Origin of the sequence: Hafnia paralvei, from assembly GCF_020150375.1 — a bacterium.
Lineage (GTDB): Bacteria > Pseudomonadota > Gammaproteobacteria > Enterobacterales > Enterobacteriaceae > Hafnia > Hafnia paralvei.
The window spans coordinates 672447-698508 of sequence record NZ_CP083737.1 but is presented as its reverse complement, the minus strand read 5'-3'; the positions used below and the strand labels follow the sequence as shown (position 1 = coordinate 698508).

The window sequence follows — 26062 nt, the reverse complement described above, 5'->3', positions numbered from 1 at the left end:
CAACTTCTCAAAGATTATATTTTCTCACCCAGCCACTTGGCCCAGCTTTGACGAACCTGCTCACGCTCGGCAACAAACATATCCAACCCAACCGTTCCTGACTGCTCTTGCAGAGCCAAGTGATGGATCGCATCACGCATCGTGACATATGCTTTGGTCAGCGCCGCGGCCTCATCATCAGGCATGATGTTGTAGTTTGCCATCAACTCGAAAATACGTACGTTATCAGACCAGCGAGTAAGCCGAGGTTCTTGGGCCGCGTAGTTCAACACGAGATATTGTGCAATGAACTCAATGTCAGTGATGCCGCCTTCATCTGCTTTAATATCAAACATCTCGCGATGCTTGCCCCCTAAATGTTGGCGCATTTTTTCGCGCATCTCACGCACCTCGATCTTCAGCGTATCGCCGACTCGAGGGCGGCATAGGATCTCATGTCGAATGGCGTCAAACTGCTGATGGATTTGTGTATCGCCGTAGACTGGGCGGGCGCGCACCAAAGCTTGATGTTCCCATGTCCAGGCCTCGTTACGCTGATATTCTGCGAAAGACTCCACGGTACTAACCAACATTCCCGACGCCCCCGATGGGCGCAGGCGAGCATCCACTTCGTATAAAATGCCAGAGGACGTTCGGGTACTGAACAGATGCATGATGCGCTGCGCCAAACGCAGATAGAACTGACGCCCGTCAATGCTACGTTCTCCGCTGGTCATCACATCAGAAGGGCAATCCAACAGGAAAACCAGATCCAGATCAGAACTGTATCCCAACTCCCAGCCACCGAGCTTACCGTAGCCAAGCACCGCAAACCCACGCCCTTCTCGTCCTTGCAAGTGAGTCGGTTGACCATAGCGCGCAACCATATGAGTCCATGCCTGTTGTACTACGGCATCAATCATCGCTTCGGCCAAATAGGTGAGATGATCGCTAACTTTCATCACCGGCAGCGCACCAGATATATCACTAGCAGCAATTCTTAGTTGATGTGCATGCTTAAACTGGCGCAACGCCTCAAGATTTTGCTCTTCATCATCGGCGGGAACACGCATCAAATATTGGCGCAATTCATCTTGGTAAGCATCCTGCGGCACGGGTTGATACAGCGTGTTGGGATCAAGTAACTCATCCAGCAACAGCGGATAACGAGCCAACTGCGTCGCCACCATCGGCGATGCCGCACACAGGCGGATAAGCTGGCTCAGCGCAGCGCGATACTCGACCAACAGTTCCAGATAAGTGGTGCGCGTTACGATATTTAATAACAAAGGTGTTAGACGTTGCAGTACACGTACGGCATCTTCTCGGGCACAAACTTCACCTAACAACTCTGGCATTAACTGGCCCAGCACTTCTCGACCACGCGGACCGATGGTGCGTTTATCCACATCATTACGAAAATCATTGATGCATCTGAGCAGTAACTGACGCGATTCGCCCTCTAGCTGCGGAGTAAAAGGGTCAAGATCGCTTTCATCAAGCGAATCCTGCCACAGCGCAGCAAACTGCTCGCTAGGTGCCGTCTCACCGCCTTCATTCCCCTCGTCATCGCCAATAAGCTCGTTAAAAATTAAACGAACACTGCGCATATGCTGATCTCGCTGTGCCATGAGTTCCGGCCAATCACCAAACCCCATTCCCCACGCTAAACGCGCCTGATTCAGCTCATCTGTCGGTAACGTTTGGGTTTGCTCATCATTGATGGCCTGCAGAAGATTTTCCAGACGACGCAAAAACAGGTAACTGCTGAGCAAAGATTCAACCTGTTCCGGCTGGAGCAGACCTAGCTGGCCAATAGCACGTAAAGAAGGCTGCAACGCCCGTTGTTGCAAACTGGGTTCACGACCACCGCGGATTAATTGGAAAACTTGGGTAATAAATTCAATCTCACGAATGCCCCCCGCCCCAAGCTTAATGTTATCTTTCAAACCTCTGCGCCGTACTTCACGGGCAATCATGCTTTTCATGTTTCTCAGCGACTGAATCACGCTGAAATCAATATAGCGGCGAAAGACAAACGGGCGTAAAGTACGGCGTAGCTCTTGGCTGTAGGCATCTTCACTGCCCCCCATCAACCGTGCTTTCACCATGGCATAACGTTCCCAGTCACGCCCTTGCTCCTGATAATAATCCTCCAACGCAGCAAAACTCAGCACCAAAGGACCACTGTCGCCAAACGGACGCAACCGCATATCAACGCGATAGACAAACCCGTCTACCGTGGGCTGATCGAGCGCTTTGATCAAACGCTGTCCCAAGCGGGTAAAGAACTGCGCGTTATCTAACTCACGCCGTCCTCCCTGAGTTACGCCGCTTTCTGGATAAGCAAAAATCAGATCGATATCCGAGGAGAAATTTAGTTCTCCACCGCCCAATTTTCCCATACCTAAAATCAACAGCGGCTGTGGCTCGCCCTGGGAATTACACGGTGTTCCCCATTCGGCACAGCATGTTTGATAGAGGCGATCGCGAGCAGTAATAATCAGCGTTTCAGCCAGTTCGCTTAGTTGGCGCAACGTATCGCTCGTTTCACACAGATTAAGCGATTGCATCCATGAAATACGCGCCAGCATATGTCGGCGAAACAGCCGTAGTCCGCGCATTAGGCTGGCTTCATCGAGAGCGTTTACTAATTGTTCGTCTAACCAATTAGCATAATTTTGCCACTCGTTAGGCGTTGGAGGGGTGTCATGCAGTTGCTGCCACCATTCGGGATGCGTAATGAAATTTTCACTCATGAAGTCGCTTAGCGCGAGAGCACAAAGCTCCTCAGGAGAGGAAACGGCCAAACGCTCCGAGATTTGCGTGGCCTGAGCCTGCAACAAAGAGGGAAGCGGGCGGGAAGCAAACGCAGACATAGACACTCCCTTGAACATTCGCCTGTATTCAGGCGGAAAACGGTGCAGAACTCTCCTTCTTTGCTCTCTCCAGCGCTCACTGGAGAGGAGGCGTATGACTCAATGCCAAAGAAGGAGCGACGAATCAATGAGTACCATTCAACCAAAATACGGGCTGATCCATGGCATGCTTACGGGTAGATTCAATATATGCTTCCTGTTTCTGGATGATGGCTTGTTGCAGCGTCTGCCAACCAGATAAATATTGCGCAACATCCTCATCGGGATATGCACCTGACAGCACATGAAACGACAGCAGCTGGCGAACCAAACGCGTATATTTATCCTGATATTCGCCGCCATGATGCACATGGTCAAAGGCTTCCTTCAGCTCAGCACCTGCACGACCTAACATGATGTCAGCAAAGCGTTTGAAGGATGCATTCAATTTAGTTTGAGTTTTCTCATTCACAAAAGAACGCCAGCCTGCGGTCGCTATCCAGCGAGTAAGTGCTAACTGGGTATTCAGATACAACGGGCTAAAACAGACCTTTTGTGCATCTAAACGCGGCGTCGCCAATTGTTCTTCCAGCGCGGTCAGCCCCGCACGCAGCTCAGTGCTTGCCTTACGCGGTACTAATCCACCGAACAGCACAAAAATCTGTCGCAGCAGTTCAACCGCTTCAAGTACGATTTTCTGCGCTTTACGGTCACCCTGTAACCAAACTTCCTCGTTGGCTTGCCAGTGACGTAGTGCGAAGGTAAAGGCGTCGGTCATGCCCTGTTCGACGCTGGCTTTAGGCGCCACTTTCAGTATTCCAAGCGGAACAATTTCACGCTGCGGATTGCCTTTTGCCAAATGATAACCCCGCGCGGCTTTACTTAAACTGCCTAAGCGAAGTCCCCCTTCGGCGGTAATCTCCTGCGCAAAGGCCAGCAAATCTTCGCGGCTACCCGATTTCAGCTCCAGCTCAATCTCATATAGCGGCTCGCTCAACTCGCCGGCTTTGACCTCGCCTTGATCCAACGCAACCTCTATCTCGCTGGAACGGTAAGTAACCACCCACTTTTCACGCGCAAAATGCGTGCTAAATACGGGAGATAGCGCAGCTTGCAATGCATCAACATCGCAACCCTTCGGCCAAACTTCTGGTGGAAGCAGACGAATATCTAAATCGGCGCCTTTCAGTTCAACGTTAAACTCAGGTCGCTGGTGCAGGCCACCAATGGTTTTCCCCGCCGTTTTGAGCGTCATCTCATAGCGATCGCCATAGCCACGAACGCGTAATCCCATGTCATAGCCACGTAACGTGTTTTCAGACGTCTCATAATAGATATTGGTCAGTTTTTGAGCCGCCGTATGTACATTTGGCCACGGGGCCAAACGCGCAGATAGTTGTTCCGCGACTTCTGGCGTAGCGATGAATTTTAGTTCGATTTCTACGGTCATAACTTCGGTCATAGTTTCATTCACATTAAGGTTTTACCGAACTATATCAATAAGTTCAGTTTGAAATACAAAAATTGTGTGCAACACAAAACACATCAGTTAACATGCGCACCCTTCTGACAACTTTTGCGCAGAAAACCATCAAAAGGTGCATGAGTGATGCCAGTAAATACTATTTTAGGATTGTTTGCCAAGTCTCCCCTGAAACCGCTTCAGGAACATGCTAGCCGCGTGCATGAATGCTGCTCGCTGCTGGTACCTTTCTTTCAAGCCACCGCTCAACAGCAGTGGGATGAAGCCCAACATATTCGTGAGCTGATTTCTACTCTGGAAAAGCAGGCTGACGTGCTTAAACGGGAAATTCGCCTCAAGCTACCGCGCGGCCTATTTCTGCCGGTTGACCGCTCCGACATGCTTGATTTAGTCACCCAGCAGGATCGTTTGGCCAATCGCGCCAAGGATATTGCGGGTCGTGTCATTGGTCGCAATTTGCAGGTACCACAGCAAATGCAGGCAGATTTCATGGTCTACCTACAGCGTTGCCTAGATGCTACCACGCAGGCGAATAAAGTGATCCACGAACTGGACGAACTTTTAGAAACCGGCTTCCGTGGACGCGAAGCATCCTTAGTAGAGCAAATGGTGATGGAGTTAGATCACATTGAAGATGACACCGATCATCAGCAGATCCTACTGCGTCAAGCATTGCTCGTCCTCGAACCACAGCATAACCCTATCGACGTGATGTGCCTGTATCAGGTCATGGAGTGGATTGGCAGTCTTGCCGACGAATCTCTGCGCGTCGGTTCTCGCCTTGAGATGATGCTGGCTCGCGGCTAACCCTTGGTATCTTATTGTTAACTTTAATCTTTTATATTTTGGACTCACATAAATGGCAATTATTGCTGACCACGGCACTTTGCTGATCCTCATCGCTGCATTTTTTGGCTTGCTGATGGCGATTGGTATCGGGGCTAATGACGTTGCAAACGCAATGGGCACCTCCGTTGGCGCCCGCGCTATCACCGTCCGTCAGGCGATTATTATCGCCATGATATTTGAATTCGCCGGAGCCTATTTGGCCGGTGGTGAAGTCACGCAAACCATTCGTAATGGCATTATTGATACTAGCGCGTTTAGCGCTCAGCCGGACGTGCTGATATTCGGCATGATGTCATCGTTGCTAGCCGCTGGTATCTGGCTCATCTTAGCCTCGATGATGGGCTGGCCGGTATCAACGACCCACTCCATCATTGGTGCAATTATTGGTTTTGCCTGCGTATCCGTCGGGCCTGATGCTGTCGAATGGGGCGGCGTGAAAGGCATTGTCGGCAGTTGGATCATTACGCCTCTCATTTCGGGCGTAGTGGCCTACGGTATTTTCCTCAGCGCTCAGCGCCTGATCTTTAATACCGATAAACCGTTTGCCAACGCCCGCCGCTATGGCCCTATTTATATGTTTTTGACGTCGCTGGTCATTTTACTGGTGACCATCAAAAAAGGGTTAAAACACGTTGGGTTACACCTGACCAACGGCGAAACGTGGCTTATCTCTATCGCCCTCTCCGTTCTGGTGATGGTTGGCGGCTATTTCTACCTCGCGCGGAAATCCTTCGTCGATAATGCCGATGAAGAAGACCATTTCCGCGGCGTAGAAAAAGTATTTAGCCTATTAATGGTCATTACCGCCTGCGCGATGGCTTTCGCCCATGGCTCCAATGACGTCGCCAATGCGATTGGACCACTTTCCGCCATCGTTGCGATTGTGCATGATCCCATCGCACTAGCGTCTACCTCACCTATTGTTTGGTGGATATTACCACTGGGTGGAATTGGCATCGTGATTGGTTTAGCGTTGATGGGACGTCGTGTTATGGAAACCGTAGGCAGCGGCATCACCGACCTCACGCCAAGCCGTGGGTTCGCCGCGCAGTTTGCCACCGCGTCTACCGTGGTTATTGCATCAGGGACTGGGCTGCCAATCTCAACCACGCAAACGCTGGTGGGTGCCGTGTTAGGCGTAGGTTTTGCTCGCGGTATAGCGGCGTTAAATCTCAACGTTGTACGCAACATCGTCGCATCGTGGATCATTACGCTGCCAGCCGGTGCTGGATTGTCGATCGTTCTGTTTTATATTTTGCAGGCGCTTTTTGGCTAATCTGCGCTTTTAGTTAATCCACCACTGAAAGCCAAATAAATAGATAAAACCACAGGTCTGATAAGCAATTATTAGGCCTGTTTATTTTTAGAGACTGGCGTGGAACGTTGTCGCTATCAGCGTTAGAAGTCAGAAAGTTCCCATTTCGGATTTTTCATTGCGTCGCCACACTGTTCCCCGTAGTATTTTGTCTCTTCATCCACTTAAAAATGAAAATCAGATGCATAAATTTCGCTTAGTTTGTTTAACACTACTCGCCGCCTGCTTTACGCTGAACGCCCATGCTGAAGAGAAGCGCTACATTTCCGACGAACTGAATACTTATGTCCACAGTGGCCCAGGTAACCAGTATCGTATTGTCGGAACACTGAATGCGGGTGAAGAAGTTGAGCTGCTGAGCGTTAATGCAGATAACAAATATGGTCAGGTGCGCGACGCTAAAGGCCGTACCGTGTGGCTACCGATGGAACAACTGAGTACCGAACCCAGTTTACGTAGCCGTGTTCCAGAGTTGGAACAGCAGGTCAAAACCTTAACGGACAAGCTAACCAATATCGATAACAGTTGGAACCAGCGCACCGCCGAAATGCAGCAAAAAGTCGCTAACAGTGACAACACCATCAACGGCCTAAAATCAGAGAATCAAAATCTGAAAGAACAACTGGCTAGCGCCCAAAAAAAGATGAGCGTCATCGATACCCAATTGGATGATAAAAAACGCGCCATCTTCATGGAGTGGTTCCTCTACGGCGGCGGCGTCGCAGGTGGTGGCCTGCTGCTAGGCCTGCTTTTACCGCGCCTAATCCCGCGCCGGAAAAAAGATCGCTGGATGAACTAATCACTCATGAAAAAAACGCCGCTTGCGGCGTTTTTTGTTTCTGCACTCGTAAGGTTTGTCGTAACCTATAGTTAACAAATCATCTGTTCCAAACAATTGTTTTATTCCTTTCATATCTTGAGTGACGATAACGTTGCAGCAAATATGTGGGGTATCTCTGAGGAAGTAAGTTTGAAGATTTTCTTGGTCGGCGGAGCCGTACGCGATAAACGATTAAATTTACCGGTTTATGATCGCGACTGGGTGATTGAAGGTGCAACCCCAGAAGAACTTATTGCGCAGGGGTTTGAGCAAGTTGGGAAAGATTTTCCCGTTTTTCTACACCCAAAGTCTCACGAAGAATATGCGCTGGCGCGTACTGAGCGTAAATCAGGCCATGGTTACACTGGTTTTGTCACCTACTTCGCTCCCGATGTGACGCTAGAGCAGGATTTGCTGCGCCGCGATCTCACCATAAACGCCATGGCTGAAAGCGCTGATGGCACGCTTATCGATCCCTATGGCGGCCTAGACGACTTAAATAACAAAGTGTTACGCCACGTCTCGGATGCGTTTCATGAAGACCCACTCCGCGTTTTGCGCGTCGCTCGCTTTGCTGCTCGCTTTGCCCATCTAGGATTCCATGTTGCAGCAGAAACCATAGCGTTGATGACGCAAATGACCACTGACAACGAGTTGCAGAATCTCACTCCAGAGCGCGTCTGGCGTGAAACTGAAAAAGCATTGATGACGCAAAGCCCGCAGATCTATTTCCAAGTGTTGCGCGACTGCGGTGCGCTGGCCATTTTATTTCCGGAAATCGATAATCTGTTTGGCGTACCGGCTCCAGAAAAGTGGCACCCGGAAATTGATACCGGAATACATACGCTAATGGCGCTTGCAATGGCCGCTAAACTCACTGAAGAGGTTGATGTACGGTTCGCCACGCTAACGCATGATTTAGGCAAAGGCCTAACACCGCCTGAGCTCTGGCCACATCACCATGGACACGGCCCTGCGGGCGTGAAACTGGTGGAAGCACTTTGCCAACGTATGCGCGTTCCTAATGCCGTTCGAGAATTAGCAAAAATTGTGGCTGAATATCACGATCTTATCCATACCGTGGAAAAATTACGGCCAGTCACTCTGCTCAAATTATTTGATTCTATTGATGTATGGCGCAAACCTCATCGTTTGGATCAAATGATTATGACCAGCGAAGCCGATGCGCGAGGCAGAACCGGTTTTGAAAATAATCCCTATCCACAGGGTGATTATCTGCGGGCAGCCTATAAAGTGGCCGAAGGTGTATCTGTACGAGACGTCGTGGATGCGGGATTCAAAGGGCAGCAAATTCGTGAAGAGTTACAGCAACGCCGTCTGCATGCGCTAAAAACGTGGAAACAAGAAGCTTCGCCTCAAGAAGACACAAATAGTCGCTAGAACACCAGATCAAAAAGGCCTCGGTATAAACCAGAGGCCTTTTTTCATCTCATCAGAAATCCCTTACAGGAACACCATATAGACCACTGCCGCAACGATAAAACGATAAATCGCGAATGGTACAAAAGAGATACGTTTAATCACGCTGAGGAAGGTTTTAATCGCAATCAGCGCCACGATAAACGCCGTGACGAACCCCACCGCAAACATCGGCAAATCAGCCACTGAGAGAAACGGCAGACTTTTATACAGCTCTAACGCCGTTGCACCCATCATCATTGGTACAGCCAAAATGAAAGAGAATTCAGACGCAGCAAAGCGGCTCACGCCCATCAGCATACCGCCGGAAATAGTGGCTCCTGAGCGGGAAAAGCCAGGCCAAAGCGCAAGACACTGAAAACAACCGATCATAAACGCCTGACGATAGGTAATATCATCCAGCCCTACCGCTCGCGGCTGCTTCGGCTTAAGCCATTCTGCGGCCAACAGCAGAAAACCGCCAACAACCAAAGCATACACAACGGTACGTGGCGCAAAGAGCGTCTTAATCGCATCGTGAAACACTAACCCCATCACCACCGCAGGGATCATCGCCAGAATAATATGCCCTAGCGTTAAATGCCCCTGAGTTTTTCCTTCATGCAAGGGAGGCTGACCAAAGTGGATGCCGATCAAACCAAACAAGCGACGCCAGAACATCACTACAACGGCTAAAATCGAGCCTAGCTGAATGATAACTTCAAAGGTTTTCGCTTTATCACCTTCAAATCCCAGCCAGTGCCCGACAATAATCATATGTCCCGTTGACGAAACGGGCAAAAACTCGGTAACACCCTCTACAACCCCAAGAATAAACGCATTGATCAGCAAATGCAGATCCATAAAAGCACTACCCTTTTTAAACGCGCAATAAACGCAAAAAAGTGACGCTATTGCGCCACTTATGATGTAAGACTGTGACTAGGCTAAATCAATAAAGTTTCGCCAATATGACATAAAAATCACACTGTTCTCACAAATTAAATCCGCTTTCCGCGTTCAATCTGTACGCCAACGCTTTTGGCGTGGGCAACCGCCCCTGGCTTACTCACTTTAATTCGTACCCAAGGGCTATTAAATCTATCCATCAGCATCACAGCCACTTCTTCCGCAACTCGCTCAACCAAAGCAAACTGATTCGGCTCAACATGCTTGATGACGGCTTCACTGACATCGGCGTAACTTAAACAGTCAGACACATCGTCACTCAGCGCTGCTTTGCGATTATCCCACGCCAGCTCTATATCAAATACCAGCTTTTGGCGAATGGTTTGCTCCCAGTCATAAACACCAATTGTGGTAATGACGGTTAATTCTTCAATAAATACGATGTCCATCACGTGATTCTCGGTTTTTGCCTTTGGTTGGATACCACTTCTGTTTGAATGTGCGTATTATCCACAGATATGGTTGTTAAAACGACCCTTAACCTTTATACCCTTTTATGTCTTTTGATGTAAAAAACAACGAACGTAAGACGGAGCTGAGTTATGAGTGCGACTGCGTTAGGCATGATTATTCTCGCATACCTGTGCGGCTCCATTTCCAGCGCTATTGTCGTCTGTCGAGTGGCGGGTCTACCCGATCCACGTGAGAACGGCTCTGGAAATCCGGGAGCCACCAATGTGTTACGCATTGGGGGCAAAACCGCCGCCGCTGCTGTGCTAATTTTTGATGTGCTCAAAGGTATGCTACCCGTTTGGCTAGCCTATAAATTTGACGTTGCACCTCTTTACCTTGGATTGACCGCAATAGCGGCCTGCCTAGGCCATATCTACCCGGTATTTTTTCATTTCCGCGGTGGGAAAGGCGTGGCGACAGCATTCGGAGCCATCGCACCTATCGGTTGGGATCTTACCGGTCTCATGACCGTAACATGGCTGCTCACCGTGTTGCTGAGTGGTTATTCTTCACTTGGCGCAATCGTCAGCGCGCTGGTTGCTCCGTTTTATGTATGGTGGTTCACCCCCCAGTTTACGTTTCCGGTTGCAATGCTTTCCTGCTTAATTCTGATGCGTCACCACGACAACATCCAACGTTTGTGGCGCGGACAAGAAAGCAAAATCTGGAAGAAACTCAAAAAGCCAACAAAAGAAGCCGACCCGACTTCTGAAGACTCGGCTTCTGAGAAAAAGCATACCGACCAATAGCAAAATGGCGACCTACAGGTCGCCATTTTCAGATTCACATATTGCTAGCTATCAACGTTACACCGCTGGCAGCTCAGCTAAAGGCCAACGTGGACGAACGGAAACACTCAGGTCGGCATTTACACCGCTCTTCAGTCGAACCATTCCGGCGTACGCAATCATCGCGCCATTGTCGGTACAAAACTCAGGGCGAGCATAAAAGACTTCACCACAGCGCTTTTTCATCATTTCGGCCAGACGAGCTCGCAGCGTACGGTTAGCGCTAACCCCACCGGCCATCACCAAACGTTTGAATCCTGTTTGCTCTAATGCACGTTTGCATTTAATCGCCAGTGTATCAACTACGGCATCTTCAAATGCACGTGCAATATCTGCGCGCGTTTGCTCGTCGGCCTCATTATTACGGATAGTGTTCGCGGCGAAGGTTTTCAAACCGGAAAAACTGAAATCAAGGCCGGGGCGATCGGTCATTGGGCGAGGGAAAACAAAGCGTCCGGCCTCTCCCTGCTGCGCCATTTTCGATAACATTGGGCCGCCCGGGTAGTCTAACCCCAGCAGTTTAGCGGTTTTATCGAAAGCTTCACCGGCGGCGTCATCAATAGATTCGCCTAACAATTCGTATTGCCCCATACCGGTTACGCTGATGAGCTGGGTATGCCCGCCAGAAACGAGTAGCGCAACAAACGGAAACGCAGGAGGATTATCTTCCAGCATTGGAGCGAGCAAGTGACCTTCCATATGATGAACAGGAACCGCAGGTAAATCCCATGCAAATGCCAACGCACGTCCCACGGTCGCGCCTACCAATAACGCACCAACCAGACCTGGCCCTGCGGTATATGCGACGCCATCGAGATCTTTTGCCGTTAAATTGGCTTCTTTTAGGGCCGCCTGAATCAGGGGAATGGTTTTGCGCACATGGTCGCGAGATGCCAGTTCAGGGACAACGCCACCGTAATCAGCATGTAGTTTTATCTGGCTATACAACTGGTTAGCCAAAATACCTTGTTCATCGTCATAAATGGCGATACCGGTTTCATCACAGGATGTTTCGATGCCCAGAATGCGCATGGCGGCTCCAACAACTTTTCTCCAACAACTAAGGTGGCGCATAATAGCACAATTCAGCTATACTGTTCCGCTTTCGTGCTGTGGCAAATTAACCGACTAAAAACCACCTGCTATCCTTGCTGTAACAAGTCAACGTAACAGTTGGATAGTGAAAATCCTGTGGACATTAGCGCATCATTGCTTTACAAAGCGGTGCTGTTCGGATTAAAATTCCGCACCATTTTTGAACAGCTGACACTAGGTCAGCGAAAAGACCGATTTATATCGAGGTGAGAGGCACATGCCGGTAATTAAAGTACGTGAAAACGAGCCGTTCGACGTAGCTCTGCGTCGCTTCAAACGTTCATGCGAAAAAGCGGGCGTTTTAGCTGAAGTTCGTCGTCGTGAATTCTATGAAAAACCGACTACTGAGCGTAAACGCGCTAAAGCGTCTGCAGTAAAACGTCACGCCAAGAAACTGGCTCGCGAAAACGCACGTCGCACCCGTCTGTACTAGTTTGTTCGGGGTGAAAGCCCCAACAAATGGTTCACAGACCATGTTGTTGTCTGTCGTAGTAGTGTTTTAAGAAGCTCTATTTTGATGTGCAGCAACATACGAAGGCCGTGCCTTCCGAAAGGAATGCGCGGCTTGTTCTCGTTTATAGGCTGAAAAATTGTCAACGCTGCTGGCGGTTTTGCAGTCGCGCAAACAGACTAATAATGTAAGGGCTTATGGCAGGACGAATCCCACGTGTATTCATAAATGACTTGCTAGCTCGGACCGATATTGTCGATCTGGTCGATGCGCGTGTGAAATTAAAAAAGCAGGGCAAGAACTACCATGCCTGCTGTCCATTCCATAACGAAAAAACGCCTTCATTCACCGTTAACGCGGACAAACAGTTCTACCACTGCTTCGGCTGTGGGGCACATGGTAACGCCATCGATTTTTTGATGAACTACGACCGACTTGAGTTTGTCGAGAGCGTCGAAGAACTGGCTACTATGGCAGGCCTAGAGATTCCTTATGAAGCAGGAACCGGCCCCAGCCAGATCGAGCGTCACCAACGTCAAAATTTGTATCAGTTGATGGACGGCCTAAGCGATTTCTATCAGCAGGCTTTACGTCAGCCGAGTAGCCAATCGGCGCAGCAATATTTGATGCAGCGCGGACTGAGCCAGGAAATTATTGATCACTTTGCTATCGGCTATGCCCCTGCTGGTTGGGATAACGCACTCAAGCGTTTTGGCCGTGATCCTGCTAGCCGCACTGCGCTTAATGATGCGGGCATGCTGGTCAATAATGATAATGGCCGCACGTACGACCGTTTCCGCGACCGCGTGATGTTTCCTATCCGCGACAGACGCGGGCGAGTTATTGCTTTCGGTGGCCGTATTTTGGGTGATGGTACGCCTAAATACCTTAACTCCCCTGAAACCGATATTTTCCATAAAGGCCGCCAGCTATTTGGCCTGTATGAAGCACAGCAGCGCCACCCTGAATTGGCTCGCCTGCTGGTTGTTGAAGGTTATATGGATGTGGTGGCACTGGCGCAGTTCGGCATCGATTATGCCGTAGCCTCGCTAGGAACCTCGACCACATCAGAACATATTCAGTTAATGTTCCGCACCACCGATACCGTGGTGTGCTGCTACGACGGCGATAACGCCGGACGTGAAGCCGCATGGCGTGCGCTGGAAACCGCGCTGCCGTTTCTATCCGATGGTCGGCAGTTGAAGTTTATGTTCCTGCCCGATGGTGAAGACCCGGATACGCTGGTGCGCAAAGAAGGTACCGCGGCATTTGAACAACGCATTGAGCAAGCCCAACCGCTGTCAGCATTCTTATTTGATACGTTGATGCCACAGGTCGATTTGAGTACTCCCGATGGGCGTACTAAGCTCAGTGCTTTAGCTTTACCGCTGATTGGACAGATCCCAGGTGAAACCCTAAGGTTGTACCTACGGCAGTTTTTAGGACAAAAATTAGGCATTCTCGACGATAGTCAGCTTGAAAAACTGCTGCCGCGTCAGGCCGAAACGGGAAATAGTTACCAGCAGCCTCAGCTAAAACGCACGACTATGCGTATACTTATAGGATTACTGGTACAAAATCCATCGCTGGCAGCTGAAGTTCCAACGCTTGAAGGTTTGCGGGAACATCCATTGCCGGGATTGCCATTATTTATTGAACTGGTAGAAACCTGTTTGGCACAGCCGGGGCTAACTACCGGCCAGTTGATTGAGCTATATCGTGATAATAAATATGCTCAACAGCTTGAAACTTTGGCAACTTGGAACCACATGGTTGTTGAGGACATGGTTCATCAAACGTTCGTCGATACATTAGGCAGTCTCTACGACTCCATGCTCGAACAGCGTCAGGAAGAACTCATCGCGTTGGATCGAACCCAAGGCTTAAATGCCGATCAGCGACGAGAACTGTGGGCCCTCAATCAAGCACTGGCAAAAAAAACATAATCACCAAGACATAACGAATAAAACCTATTTATTTTAAGCGCAACACCTTGTTTTAGCTAGGAATGGCAAACACTTCCCAAACCTAAGAAGCAGGATTAGCGTTTAAAATCTGAATTACGGCTTAAGTGCCGATGAAAAGCGGGGACAAGCCCCCGCATAATGCCGCAATACCGGGGAGCGGCGCGCAATCAAAAAAACCCGTGTCAGTTATTGTTGGCGGTTCTACTGCCCAACACCGATTTAAACTCTGAAGTGTGGATACCGTCTTATGGAGCAAAACCCGCAGTCACAGCTAAAACTTCTTGTTACCAAGGGCAAGGAGCAAGGCTACCTGACCTATGCTGAGGTCAATGACCATCTGCCGGAAGATATCGTCGACTCCGACCAGATCGAAGACATCATCCAGATGATTAATGACATGGGTATTCAGGTGATGGAAGAAGCACCTGACGCCGATGATTTGATGCTGGCAGAAAACATCGCTGACGAAGATGCCGCCGAAGCTGCTGTGCAGGTGCTATCAAGCGTAGAATCCGAGATCGGCCGCACTACTGACCCCGTCCGCATGTATATGCGTGAAATGGGTACCGTAGAACTTCTGACCCGTGAAGGCGAAATCGACATCGCTAAACGTATCGAAGACGGTATCAATCAGGTTCAGTGCTCTGTTGCCGAGTACCCAGAAGCCATTACCTACCTGCTTGAACAATACGATCGTGTTGAAGCAGAAGAAGCGCGTCTGTCCGATATCATTACCGGCTTTGTCGACCCTAACGCAGAAGAAGATTTGGCGCCAACCGCGACCAACGTCGGTTCTGAACTCTCTTCAGAAGATCTGAATGACGACGATGAAGAAGAGGACGAAGACGACGACAGCGAAGATGACAACAGCATCGATCCAGAACTGGCTCGCCAGAAATTCTCTGAACTGCGCGAGCAGTATGAGAAAACACGCGTAGCGATTAAAACTCATGGCCGCAGCCATGCGAAAGCGGCAGAAGAGATCCTGAATCTTTCTGAAGTTTTCAAACAGTTCCGCTTGGTGCCGAAGCAGTTTGACTATCTGGTCAACAACATGCGTCAGATGATGGATCGCGTTCGTACTCAAGAACGTTTGATCATGAAGCTGTGTGTTGAACAAAGCAAAATGCCTAAGAAAAACTTCATCACCCTGTTCACCGGCAACGAAACCAACACCACTTGGTTTGACGCTGCGCTGGCAATGGCTAAGCCATGGGGCGAGAAGCTGAAAGACGTGCGCGAAGACGTTGAGCGCAGCCTGCAAAAACTGCATCAGATTGAAGAAGAAACCGGTCTGACTATCGAGCAGGTCAAAGATATCAACCGTCGTATGTCTATCGGTGAAGCGAAAGCGCGCCGTGCGAAGAAAGAAATGGTTGAGGCGAACTTACGTCTGGTTATTTCCATCGCGAAGAAATACACCAACCGTGGCCTGCAGTTCTTGGATCTGATTCAGGAAGGTAACATCGGTCTGATGAAAGCGGTTGATAAGTTTGAATACCGCCGTGGTTATAAGTTCTCAACTTATGCTACATGGTGGATTCGTCAGGCGATTACTCGTTCTATCGCGGATCAGGCACGTACCATCCGTATCCCGGTACATATGATTGAGACAATTAACAAACTCAATCGTATTTCCCGCCAGATGCTGCAAGAGATGGGTCGTGAGCCGACGCCGGAAGAGCTGGCTGAACGCATGATGATGCCGGAAGATAAGATCCGTAAAGTGCTGAAGATCGCGAAAGAGCCGATCTCAATGGAAACCCCAATCGGTGATGATGAAGATTCACATCTGGGCGACTTCATTGAAGATACGACGCTGGAGCTGCCGCTGGACTCTGCCACTTCCGAGAGCCTGCGTTCTGCAACTCGCGACGTTCTGTCTGGCCTCACCGCACGTGAAGCGAAAGTCCTGCGTATGCGTTTCGGTATCGATATGAACACTGACCATACTCTGGAAGAAGTGGGCAAACAGTTCGACGTTACCCGTGAGCGTATTCGTCAGATCGAAGCGAAGGCACTGCGTAAACTGCGCCATCCTAGCCGTTCTGAAGTATTGCGTAGCTTCCTAGACGATTAATGTCTTCCGCTTAGGACTAAAAAAACCCGCCTAGTGCGGGTTTTTTATTATCTGAAATAATGACTAATCAGCCTAGAGCTTCGTTTAGAACTCGATAGCTCGCCACCAGTTCATCTACGGTAATACGGCTTAAGCCACTCGGATTGGGTAACACCCAAATTTGCGTGTTTCCTATCGTCTTGTCTTGACGGCCCCAATCGACCTTACGAATACCAAATGCCTGCGTGTACGCCTGTTTACCGAGGATAGCGATAGATTGCGGCTGGTAGCTCAGGATTTTCTCTTCAAGCGCTTCACCGCCCGCTCGTAGCTCCTCGCGGGTAACCTCAGCCGCAGTGACGGTTGGTCTTGATACCAGCGCCGTAATACCACAACCGGTATCGAGTAAATGCTTCTCATCTTGCGGAGCCAACTGACGCTGAGTAAATCCTGCCAGATGAATCACCTTCCAGAAACGATTAGTGGGATTAGCGAAGTGAAATCCCTGATGTGCCGAACTCAACCCAGGGTTAATGCCACAAAATACAACGCGCAGATCGGGAGCTATTATGTCCTGAATCATCTGTCTTACATCCTATTCAATTTCAGAATGATTAAAATCTTACAGAAATTACAACGATCTAGCTATGCGCAAAAAAACCGCAACCACAACAAAGCCACTGGATCTCATGCCCTCTTTTACTCTATAATCCCCGCCACTCGGCCCCTTAGCTCAGTGGTTAGAGCAGGCGACTCATAATCGCTTGGTCGCTGGTTCAAGTCCAGCAGGGGCCACCAAATTTTAGCTTTAGATTCAGTCATTTAGGCCACTTCCTGCGAAGTGGCTTTTTTGTGCCTGAAGAAAAGTGTCGCAAAAGCATCCCCTCAGCCCACCGAGTGCCCCCATTCCTGCAAAATATCTGCGGTGGTTTTTACTTCAATTCGGTTTCCGGGAATGGCTAACGTTGCCCATACCTCATTGAAATAAGGGATCAGCTGTTCGGCTTTCAGAGAGCCGCGATCGGCGGTGGTGTGGGCGTCGCTCGCGATGGTTAGAGCATAACCACGGCTAGCGGCATTTTTGATAGTAGTATCAACGCAGTAATCCGTTGCACAGCCACAAATCGTGATGTGTTTTGCATCCAGAGCCGCTAGTTCATCGGCGAGCGTGGTGCGATAAAATGCATCACAGGCCGTTTTATCCACATAGATGCTGCCTTCCGGTTGGTAGAGTTCAGGTAACAGTTCCCATTCATCGCTACCTAGCGGGAGGTCAGCTTCATTATGAAGTATAAAAATCACCCGTTCAGCAGCGCGACTCAGTTGATTAATTCGTTCTACGCGACCAATGCGATCCATTCTCGGAGTTGAAAAAACGCCCTTTTGCATATCAACAACCAGTAAAACACGACTCATGCTTATCTCCATATCAGAATAGACACTAGGGTAAATGATTGATGCAGGTCACTGTTTTCACTCTTGCACCGCAACAATGTTGAGAACAATCACACTTCATTAACATACAACTTTCAAAGCAACGTGGAGAGACTAGATTTAAAGAACTCATCCGACCAGAAAGCTACCGTTTAGCCTGCGCGAAATAAGGAAAGCCGCATGAACCACTACCCTCACCTGCTTGCCCCATTGGATCTCGGGTTTACAACCTTGAAGAATCGAGTTCTGATGGGTTCGATGCACACTGGGCTAGAAGAGCATCCTAATGGCAGCGCACGCTTGGCCGCATTTTATGCCGAACGTGCACGTGCGGGCGTAGGCTTAATCGTGACTGGCGGTATCTCCCCGAATCAGCACGGCGTGGTTCATGCCGGTGCCTCTATTTTCGATCATGAGAATCAGATCCCGCATCATAAAATTATTACCGATGCGGTGCATCAGGCAGGTGGAAAAATAGCCCTGCAAATTCTGCATACTGGTCGTTATAGCTATCAGCCTCAACCTCATGCGCCTTCAACCATTCAAGCCCCTATCAACCCTTATCCACCCATTGAAATGACGGAAGATATGATCCAGCAAACGCTGTCTGATTTTGCCCAGTGTGCACGTTTGGCACAGCATGCAGGCTATGACGGCGTGGAAATCATGGGCTCAGAAGGCTATCTCATTAATCAGTTTTTAGCGGCTCGCACCAATCAGCGCGATGATGAATGGGGCGGCGATTTCATGCGCCGTATGCGTTTCGCGGTGGAATGTGTGCGCCGTGTGCGCGCCGCCGTTGGACGAGAGTTCATCATCATCTATCGATTATCGATGCTGGATTTAGTCGAGGAAGGTTCGGACTGGAAAGAGATCGAGCAGTTAGCCGTTCAGGTGGAACACGCAGGGGCGACATTAATTAACACCGGTATTGGCTGGCATGAAGCTCGCATTCCAACCATCGCGACCATGGTGCCGCGTGCAGGATTTAGCTGGGTAACACGCCGTCTGATGGGGAAAGTGTCGATTCCGCTTATCACCACCAACCGCATCAATCATCCAGACGTTGCGGAAGCCGTGCTGGCCGATGGGTGTGCGGATATGGTTTCTATGGCTCGCCCATTCTTGGCCGATCCTGCCTTTGTGCAAAAAGCGGCAAGCGGACGAGTCGATGAGATCAACGTCTGCATCGGCTGCAATCAGGCCTGTTTAGACCAAATTTTTGAGCACAAGCTCACCTCATGTCTAGTTAACCCTCGTGCTTGCCATGAAACTGAACTGGTGCTCACCGCCACCGAGAAACCTAAACGGCTCGCCGTGGTAGGCGCAGGTCCCGCAGGATTAGCCTTTGCCACCACCGCCGCCCAGCGTGGACATCACGTAACCTTGTTCGACGCTGACAATCAAATTGGTGGTCAATTTAATATCGCCAAACAGATCCCCGGCAAAGAGGAGTTCCATGAAACGCTGCGCTATTTCAAACGGTTGCTGATTATCCACAATATTCAGCAACGCTTGGGGCAGCGCGTAGAAGCCGCGGATCTAAGTGAATTCGATGAAGTGATCCTCGCAACGGGGATCGTGCCACGCCATTTAGATCTGCCGGGTAGCGATATGCCACACGTTCTCAGCTACACGCAGGTTTTGCGCGATAAACTACCGGTCGGTAAAAGGGTCGCGATTATTGGCGCAGGCGGGATCGGATTCGATACCGCGGAGTATCTCAGCCAGTTTGGGCAATCCACCAGCTTAAACAGCGCGGCTTTCGCCGAAGAGTGGGGAATTGATTTGCAGCTAAAACAGCGTGGCGGATTGGCTAAGGATGGGATGCATCCAACGCACAGCCCACGAAAAATCTATTTGCTGCAACGCAAAACCAGCAAAGTCGGTGAAGGATTGGGGAAAACGACCGGATGGATCCATCGCGTTAGTCTGCAAAAACGTGGCGTAATCATGATAAACGGTGCCCAATATCATCATATTGATGAACATGGTCTCCACCTCATTCGAGATGGGCAAATAGAATGCCTGCCCGTTGATAATGTGATTATTTGCGCCGGTCAGGAATCGCAGCAGGCGCTGCTGGCTCCGCTACAAAATATGGGAAAAACCGTCCATCTCATCGGCGGCGCCGACGTCGCTCGTGAGCTAGATGCTCGCCGCGCAATCGATCAGGGTACCCGACTCGCATTAACGATTTAGTTTTCCCATAAAAAAAGGGCCGGAGAGAATCTCCAGCCCTTTCAGCGATAAGCACTATTTTACTTTGGTAATCTGCTTCACATCTAATTCAACAGAGTTCCAATCTTTATCAATTTTCCCCTGCAGCTCAACGGTATCTTTCGGGGTAATGGTTTGCCCATTCCAGCGTTTGTGGTCGATATCCACGTTCATGGTGCCGCTTGCATCACGGAAGGTGTAGTGATCGCCGCCGATACGTTGCTCGATGTTACCGCGCAGGGTCACCCAAGTATCGTCACTCATCGTTTTGGCTTTCTCTACGGTCATCGCTCCTGCGCTAGGGCCATTGAAACCACCGGCTGCCTGGGTCGTTTGCGTGGTTTGAGTGGCCGGTGCGTTCGGGTCTACAAAGCCACCGTTCTGAGCCAGAACAGGCGCACTACATACGGCAAGGATGGCTAATAAAGCTGCTGTCTTTTTCATTATTTTTCTCTCTCTTTATTGTATTAATCTCTGCAGAAACAGTTGCTGTTTTTGCTCTTCGGAAAGCATTACACCAAAGAGTTCTTAACAAGATCTTAAGCATACAGTTTAACCAATTATATTTTTAAAAACTGCCTATTAGGCTGGATCCGCGCAGTGTTAGGCTGTACAAAGCCCTTGCCAAATAGTTAGATAAAACCATACAGCGCAGCATAAAGGACACGGTTATGCGGGTATTACTCATTGAAGATGACAAACTGATCGGCGACGGAATCAAAGCAGGTTTAATAAAGATGGGGTTTAGCGTCGATTGGTTTACCGAAGGTAAGCAAGGACTCAACGCGTTAGATTCTGCGCCTTACGATGCTGTGGTACTCGACCTCAGCCTGCCGGGCATGGACGGATTAGATATCCTGCGCAAATGGCGACAAAACGGACACGACGAGCCGGTACTCATCCTCACCGCACGTGACGCCTTGGAGCAACGCGTTGCAGGACTGCAACAGGGTGCTGATGACTATCTGTGTAAGCCTTTTGCACTCATTGAGGTCGCCGCTCGTTTACAGGCGCTGATCCGCCGCCGTCACGGACAAGTTCAAACCACATTAACTCACGGCCCGGTTTCACTCGATCCCATTAATCTCACCGTCACTCTCGAGGGTGAAGCGATCTATTTAAAGCCGAAGGAGTTTGCGTTGCTCGAACTACTGCTACGCAACGAAGGACGCGTGTTACCCCGTCCGCTCATCGAAGAAAAAATTTATAACTGGGACGACGATGTCTCCAGCAATGCCATTGAGGTTCATATCCATCATTTACGTAAAAAATTCGGCAGCAGCTTTATTCGAACCGTTCACGGCATCGGCTACACGCTGGGAGAAGCAACATGAAATCGCTCACGCTTAGCCTGCGACTGCGGTTGATCATCGGGTTCATCCTACTCATCACCATTACTTGGGTCTGCGCGAGTCTGTTGGCGTGGAATCAAACCCGCAATAACATCGATGAGCTCTTTGATACTCAGCAAATGCTGTTTGCCAAACGCCTAACGGCGCTCAACATCAGCGATCTTACGCTTAAAAGCCCACAGCTACCGCGTAGCAAAAAGATCGTGCGCCACAGCCATGGCGATCTAGACGATGACGCGCTCACCTTTGCCATTTTCACCACTGACGGAAAAATGGTGCTGAACGATGGAGATAACGGCCCCGATTTGCAATATCACTACCGACGCGACGGCTTTACCGACGACCAGTTGCAAGGTGATAAAGATCTGTGGCGTTTGGTATGGCTAACCACTCCCGACGGCAAATACCGCGTAGTGGTTGGGCAAGAGTGGGATTATCGCCACGATATGGCGATTGATATCGTTAAAGCGCAGCTTGTGCCATGGATTATCGCCCTTCCCATCATGATTTTGCTGCTGATTTGGTTAGTCACTCGCGAACTCGCACCGCTCAAGCGCTTAGCAAAACGGTTGCACCAACGTCAGCCGGAAGATGAAACGCCGTTACCATTACTGTCACTCCCGAGTGAAGTGAAACCGTTGGTTGAAGCGCTTAACAGCCTATTTGCTCGAACGGGTGAAATGCTGGTAAGGGAGCGTCGATTTACCTCCGATGCGGCTCATGAACTACGCAGTCCGCTGGCCGCGTTGAAAGTACAGACCGAAGTTGCTCAGCTCGCCGGAGATGATACCGCTATGCGCGAGCACGCGTTGACGAACCTCACAGAAGGTATCGATCGCGCAACGCGAGTGGTCGATCAGTTGCTCACGCTTTCACGCTTGGATTCATTGTCTGGCTTGGATGACGTACAGGAGATCGCCATCGCGGATATCCTGCAAACCGGCGTAATGGATAACTACCATAAGGCACAGGCCAACGGTGTGGAACTGATGTTGGATATTCGCCAAACACCGCCGCCTCGCCGCGCTCAGCCGCTGTTACTGGCACTGCTGGTACGTAATCTGCTGGATAACGCCATCCGCTACAGCCCACGCGGCAGCACGGTCAAAATCACGTTAACCGCAACGCATTTCAGCGTCGAAGACAACGGCCCCGGCGTCAGCCCCGAGTATCTAAAACGCATCGGCGAACGCTTCTTCCGCCCACCTGGTCAAGAAAAAACGGGCAGCGGTCTAGGGCTTTCCATCGTGCAACGCATCGCGACATTGCATGGGATGACGGCCAGCTTTAGTGACGGGGAAAACGGAGGATTTAGGGTGGAGGTGGCTTTTACTTAGGAGGGTAAGTGTTTTATGTGTGTGGTGTAAGGTTTTGTACCTGATTTATGTAAGAACGGTTTAAGGTTTCGACCGCCTATCAATGACAGTGACCATCCGTAACTTCAATAGAAGGCGTTCGAGCCGGGTGCGCCAGCGCACGCACCCGGCACCCGTGCGCTTTTATCCGAGATGTCATTTCCGCTCCGGTTTGGTATCGCCCATCCAGGGCGCCCCAAACTCCGGCACGACATCCCTGTCGTGCCGGCTCTCCCTACCAAGACTTAAACAATTAAAAAGACACAAACAAAACAATATTACAGTGTCTTTTTCGTGTTGAATGAAATGCATGATAGAACCGCCATCAGGGAAGATGGCGGTAGGTCGAGGGCGTACAGGATGTGCGCTCTGAGACCGGTCGGCCAAGCGACGCGGTAAAAAGCGCGCGAGTGCAGAGACCACGCGCTGGTGGTCTCTGCCCGTACGCCTTCATCGGAGTATCAATGAAACTCGGTATAGACAGGCGGGCGGAACCTTGCACTGTAACCGCATAGACGATAAACGACAGACGAGCGGAACCTTACACCGCAATACCAGAACAGGCATAACTACCTACACCCACCCTTTCGCCCTAAACGACTTCAACACACTCACAAACACCTGCATCTCCTGCGGGGTGCCTAGCGTTAGGCGGTTCCAGCCTACGGCTGGGGGGAATTCGCGGCCAACGTAGACGTTTTGCTGTTTCATACGCTCTTGGTAAGTTTTCACATCACCGTTGACCTTATGGAAAATGAAGTTTGCCTGTGACGGAACATATTCCAAATTTAACTCATCAAGCATTGAGGTCACTATTTGACGAGAAAGATCGATAGATTTACGGCTTAAGGCCACAAAAGTTTTGTCTTTTAACGATGCCAGTGCGGCAACCGCGCCAGCGGCATTGGTGTTATCCAGCGAGACAAAATTTTCCACCTCGGCAATCACCGAAGGGGCAGCAATGCCGTAGCCAATACGTAATCCGGCCAGTGCATAAATTTTCGAGAAAGTGCGCGTTACAATCAGGTTTTTCTGCCCGCTTTGTACAAGGCCTATCGCGCTTTTAAAACGCGGATCGTTAACAAATTCGGCGTAAGCTTCGTCGACGATAAAGAACGTATCTGCCGGCGCGTTTTTAATCCAACTCTCTATCGTGGCCGCAGGCGTAATCGTCGCCGTCGGGTTATTCGGATTGCACAGGTAAACAATCGATTTACCAGAGAAACCGTCGGCTTTTTGCTTCATAGTGGCCAAATCAAACTCAAGTTTGTCATTCAGCGGCACTTTAACAATATCTGCACCCAGCGGTTTAGCGTATAGCTCAGCATAATTGAACGTGGGATCGGGAACGATCACCTGTACTTTTTTCTGCTGCTGTTGTGCCTGTAAAACAATAGCCTGCACGGCAGCCTGAATCGTCTCTGAGGAACCGTTGCCCAGAGTGACGTTTTCTGTCTTCAGATTAAATTGCCCAGCCAGTTGTTCGATAAGTTCTGCGCGCGCGGCGTCAGGATAACGAAATGCCGTCGGCAAACAGTCCACTACGGCCTGTTTAGCCTGCACAGACATCCCTAACGAGTTCTCATTGAAATTCAGTAACAACGGATGTTGTTCTGTAGGAAACGAGATTTCAGCCGCTTTTACGGGCGTTGCAGCCTGTGCGCGATTAATCAAACCGCTTAGCGTTAATCCACCGAGAATAGCACCTGAAGATTTAAGAAGAGTACGACGATCCATGGCAAAGTCCCTGTCAGCAGCATTATTTATTTTAAGAAGCGTTTTTTTGATCAGCCGTCAGGCGGCTGTAGGACAGAGCATAACCGAGGAAAAGTGCACAACACAATATATTATGCACTTTTTATGACTATAAATTCACATTAACGTATGAAATTAACGACGTGGAGGAAGTTTTGTCGCTTTTAAAACCACAAACTTTTTGTTGGTTTCAATCGTTGTACAGTTGCCGAACAAACGCTTAAGCTTGTGGAAATAATCCAGATGGCGGTTACCCACAATATATAGCGTACCGTGAATTTTCAGGCAGCGCTTAGCGCCAACAAACATATCCCAAGCAACCTGATCGGTGATGGAATGCTGCTGATGGAACGGAGGATTACACAGTACCGCGTTCAGGCTACCGCCATCCACGCCTGAAAAACCGTTACCGACACGGAAAGCACAGCGATCCATATCTTCTGGGCGGTTCACTTCAACGTTCATCTGTGCTGATGCGACAGCCATGTATGACTCATCGCAGAACAGCATGTCAGCGTTTGGATTGAGCTCTAATGCCTTCAGCCCGATCACACCGTTACCACAGCCGAGATCGGCAATCGATCCTTCAATATCTTTCGGCAAATGCTCAAGGAAGAAACGAGCACCGATATCTAAATTGCTGCGCGAGAATACGGATGCATGGTTATGCATCTGATAAGGTTCGTCCGTACCGCACAGATCTAAGGGCCACACGGTAGTTGGCTGTGCCGGAGCAGGATTACGTTCGGCCACTTTACAATGAATTAGACGCGCTTTTTTCCACGCCAGCGAAGTATGAGTATCACCGAGGATGGTTTCAAACAGCTGCAGCGTGGAAGTATGGATATCACGCGCTTTGGCCGCTGCAATAATCACGGTATCTGGAGCAACGACTTCACGCAGTGCACGCAGTTGGTGCTCAAGCAGCGCTAACGCTTTCGGCACCTTAATTAACACCAGCGCAGGCGACTCTGGCAAAGGTGCAAGGCTATCGAGCAGAGTTACGGTATCGTCATCCATGCCGTTCAGACCAAGGTTATGACGCGTTGCCAACTGGCTCACATAGGAGTCACTCACGCTATATAGCGGCTGTCCATGCAGTGCACAGGCCAACGCGCCAAAGGCGTCGTTAAACACGATCACCGGACGACCTTCTGTCTGTGGCAGCTCAAAGCTCTGCAACAGATATTCATCGGCGGCTTCCCACGCTTGTAACGTTGGATCATCAGACTGCTGTGGGTAGCGTTCTAGCTCAAGGCCATTTTCTTCAAAAAAACCGGAGATCGGTTCGAGTTGGCTCATCGCCCCTCCAAAAACTCTATCCATTTGATTTAATGGACGAATAAAATAAATGATCGTTCAGACGCAACGGTCTTTCACCGCCGACGCATCATGCTCAGAATTGTTATGTCACGCGCATGACGTACAATAGTCCGCTATT

21 protein-coding genes and 1 tRNA gene are annotated in these 26062 nt (G+C 49.8%); 12 read left to right on the top strand and 10 right to left on the bottom strand.

Annotation, left to right across the window (positions count from 1 at the left end; translation table 11 throughout):
- Positions 1-14: 14 nt before the first annotated feature.
- The gene (gene glnE / locus K9N75_RS03215; protein WP_224452214.1) at positions 15-2858 is read right to left on the bottom strand and encodes a bifunctional [glutamate--ammonia ligase]-adenylyl-L-tyrosine phosphorylase/[glutamate--ammonia-ligase] adenylyltransferase; all 2844 of its coding nucleotides are present in this window, start codon (positions 2856-2858) and stop codon (positions 15-17) included.
- Positions 2859-2982: 124 nt separating this feature from the next.
- A complete protein-coding gene (locus tag K9N75_RS03210) occupies positions 2983-4287 on the bottom strand; it encodes a CYTH domain-containing protein (protein WP_199372258.1) in 1305 nt (434 codons plus the stop codon).
- A gap of 159 nt (positions 4288-4446) precedes the next feature.
- On the opposite strand from K9N75_RS03210, the gene K9N75_RS03205 reads away from it, so the two are divergent.
- The 4 genes from K9N75_RS03205 (at position 4447) to K9N75_RS03190 (ending at position 8705) form a co-directional block, all read left to right on the top strand.
- Positions 4447-5127 carry a TIGR00153 family protein gene (locus tag K9N75_RS03205; protein WP_008814963.1) on the top strand — a complete coding sequence of 227 codons (681 nt, stop codon included), beginning with the start codon at positions 4447-4449 and terminating at the stop codon, positions 5125-5127.
- A gap of 52 nt (positions 5128-5179) precedes the next feature.
- A complete protein-coding gene (locus K9N75_RS03200) occupies positions 5180-6445 on the top strand; it encodes an inorganic phosphate transporter (RefSeq protein ID WP_004846673.1) in 1266 nt (421 codons plus the stop codon).
- A 220-nt stretch (positions 6446-6665) separates the two neighbouring features.
- Positions 6666-7283 carry a TIGR04211 family SH3 domain-containing protein gene (locus tag K9N75_RS03195; RefSeq protein ID WP_004846672.1) on the top strand — a complete coding sequence of 206 codons (618 nt, stop codon included), beginning with the start codon at positions 6666-6668 and terminating at the stop codon, positions 7281-7283.
- Between the two features lie 171 nt (positions 7284-7454).
- On the top strand, positions 7455-8705 hold the full coding sequence (locus K9N75_RS03190; RefSeq protein WP_114445133.1) for a multifunctional CCA addition/repair protein: 1251 nt from the start codon (positions 7455-7457) through the stop codon (positions 8703-8705).
- 63 nt (positions 8706-8768) lie between these two features.
- On the opposite strand, the gene bacA is transcribed toward K9N75_RS03190, so the two are convergent.
- Entirely contained in the window at positions 8769-9587 is an 819-nt protein-coding gene (bacA, locus tag K9N75_RS03185) for an undecaprenyl-diphosphate phosphatase (RefSeq protein ID WP_020303470.1), read from the bottom strand.
- Positions 9588-9724: 137 nt separating this feature from the next.
- A complete protein-coding gene (folB, locus tag K9N75_RS03180; RefSeq protein ID WP_004846669.1) occupies positions 9725-10081 on the bottom strand; it encodes a bifunctional dihydroneopterin aldolase/7,8-dihydroneopterin epimerase in 357 nt (118 codons plus the stop codon).
- A 153-nt stretch (positions 10082-10234) separates the two neighbouring features.
- On the opposite strand from folB, the gene plsY reads away from it, so the two are divergent.
- Complete coding sequence (gene plsY, locus K9N75_RS03175; protein WP_008814960.1) at positions 10235-10894, top strand: glycerol-3-phosphate 1-O-acyltransferase PlsY; 660 nt, start codon at positions 10235-10237, stop codon at positions 10892-10894.
- Positions 10895-10951: 57 nt separating this feature from the next.
- Here plsY and tsaD read toward each other — a convergent pair whose 3' ends face one another.
- On the bottom strand, positions 10952-11965 hold the full coding sequence (gene tsaD / locus K9N75_RS03170) for a tRNA (adenosine(37)-N6)-threonylcarbamoyltransferase complex transferase subunit TsaD (protein ID WP_224452213.1): 1014 nt from the start codon (positions 11963-11965) through the stop codon (positions 10952-10954).
- Between the two features lie 280 nt (positions 11966-12245).
- Here tsaD and rpsU point away from each other — a divergent pair, with 280 nt between their 5' ends.
- The 3 genes from rpsU to rpoD all read left to right on the top strand — a co-directional run bounded on the left by rpsU (position 12246) and on the right by rpoD (position 16526).
- Positions 12246-12461: a 30S ribosomal protein S21 gene (gene rpsU, locus K9N75_RS03165; protein ID WP_001144069.1), complete on the top strand. Its 216-nt coding sequence runs from the start codon at positions 12246-12248 to the stop codon at positions 12459-12461.
- Between the two features lie 215 nt (positions 12462-12676).
- Positions 12677-14425 carry a DNA primase gene (dnaG, locus tag K9N75_RS03160; protein ID WP_004846663.1) on the top strand — a complete coding sequence of 583 codons (1749 nt, stop codon included), beginning with the start codon at positions 12677-12679 and terminating at the stop codon, positions 14423-14425.
- Between the two features lie 268 nt (positions 14426-14693).
- Complete coding sequence (rpoD, locus tag K9N75_RS03155) at positions 14694-16526, top strand: RNA polymerase sigma factor RpoD (protein ID WP_004846659.1); 1833 nt, start codon at positions 14694-14696, stop codon at positions 16524-16526.
- 67 nt (positions 16527-16593) lie between these two features.
- Here rpoD and mug read toward each other — a convergent pair whose 3' ends face one another.
- On the bottom strand, positions 16594-17088 hold the full coding sequence (gene mug / locus K9N75_RS03150) for a G/U mismatch-specific DNA glycosylase (protein WP_008814957.1): 495 nt from the start codon (positions 17086-17088) through the stop codon (positions 16594-16596).
- A 139-nt stretch (positions 17089-17227) separates the two neighbouring features.
- On the opposite strand from mug, the gene K9N75_RS03145 reads away from it, so the two are divergent.
- Positions 17228-17303 (top strand) — tRNA-Ile (locus tag K9N75_RS03145).
- Between the two features lie 87 nt (positions 17304-17390).
- Here the strand turns inward: K9N75_RS03145 and K9N75_RS03140 are convergent.
- Positions 17391-17921, bottom strand: coding sequence for an isochorismatase family protein (locus K9N75_RS03140; protein ID WP_061059231.1), 531 nt, complete (start codon positions 17919-17921; stop codon positions 17391-17393).
- A gap of 198 nt (positions 17922-18119) precedes the next feature.
- Between K9N75_RS03140 and K9N75_RS03135 the strand changes: the two genes are divergently transcribed.
- Entirely contained in the window at positions 18120-20141 is a 2022-nt protein-coding gene (locus K9N75_RS03135; protein WP_224452212.1) for an oxidoreductase, read from the top strand.
- Positions 20142-20195: 54 nt separating this feature from the next.
- Here K9N75_RS03135 and K9N75_RS03130 read toward each other — a convergent pair whose 3' ends face one another.
- Entirely contained in the window at positions 20196-20603 is a 408-nt protein-coding gene (locus tag K9N75_RS03130; RefSeq protein ID WP_008814924.1) for a YgiW/YdeI family stress tolerance OB fold protein, read from the bottom strand.
- 227 nt (positions 20604-20830) lie between these two features.
- Between K9N75_RS03130 and qseB the strand changes: the two genes are divergently transcribed.
- Positions 20831-21493, top strand: a complete 663-nt coding sequence (gene qseB / locus K9N75_RS03125; protein ID WP_039187907.1) for a quorum sensing response regulator transcription factor QseB — start codon at positions 20831-20833, stop codon at positions 21491-21493.
- Positions 21490-22848 (top strand): quorum sensing histidine kinase QseC, encoded by a 1359-nt coding sequence (gene qseC, locus K9N75_RS03120; RefSeq protein WP_039187905.1) that lies wholly within the window; start codon positions 21490-21492, stop codon positions 22846-22848. Before qseB ends, qseC begins: the two co-directional genes overlap by 4 nt.
- Positions 22849-23439: 591 nt before the next feature.
- Here the strand turns inward: qseC and K9N75_RS03115 are convergent.
- Both K9N75_RS03115 and rlmG read right to left on the bottom strand, forming a co-directional pair.
- Positions 23440-24603, bottom strand: coding sequence for a pyridoxal phosphate-dependent aminotransferase (locus tag K9N75_RS03115; RefSeq protein WP_039187903.1), 1164 nt, complete (start codon positions 24601-24603; stop codon positions 23440-23442).
- A 153-nt stretch (positions 24604-24756) separates the two neighbouring features.
- The gene (rlmG, locus tag K9N75_RS03110) at positions 24757-25923 is read right to left on the bottom strand and encodes a 23S rRNA (guanine(1835)-N(2))-methyltransferase RlmG (RefSeq protein WP_008814920.1); all 1167 of its coding nucleotides are present in this window, start codon (positions 25921-25923) and stop codon (positions 24757-24759) included.
- Positions 25924-26062 lie beyond the last annotated feature (139 nt).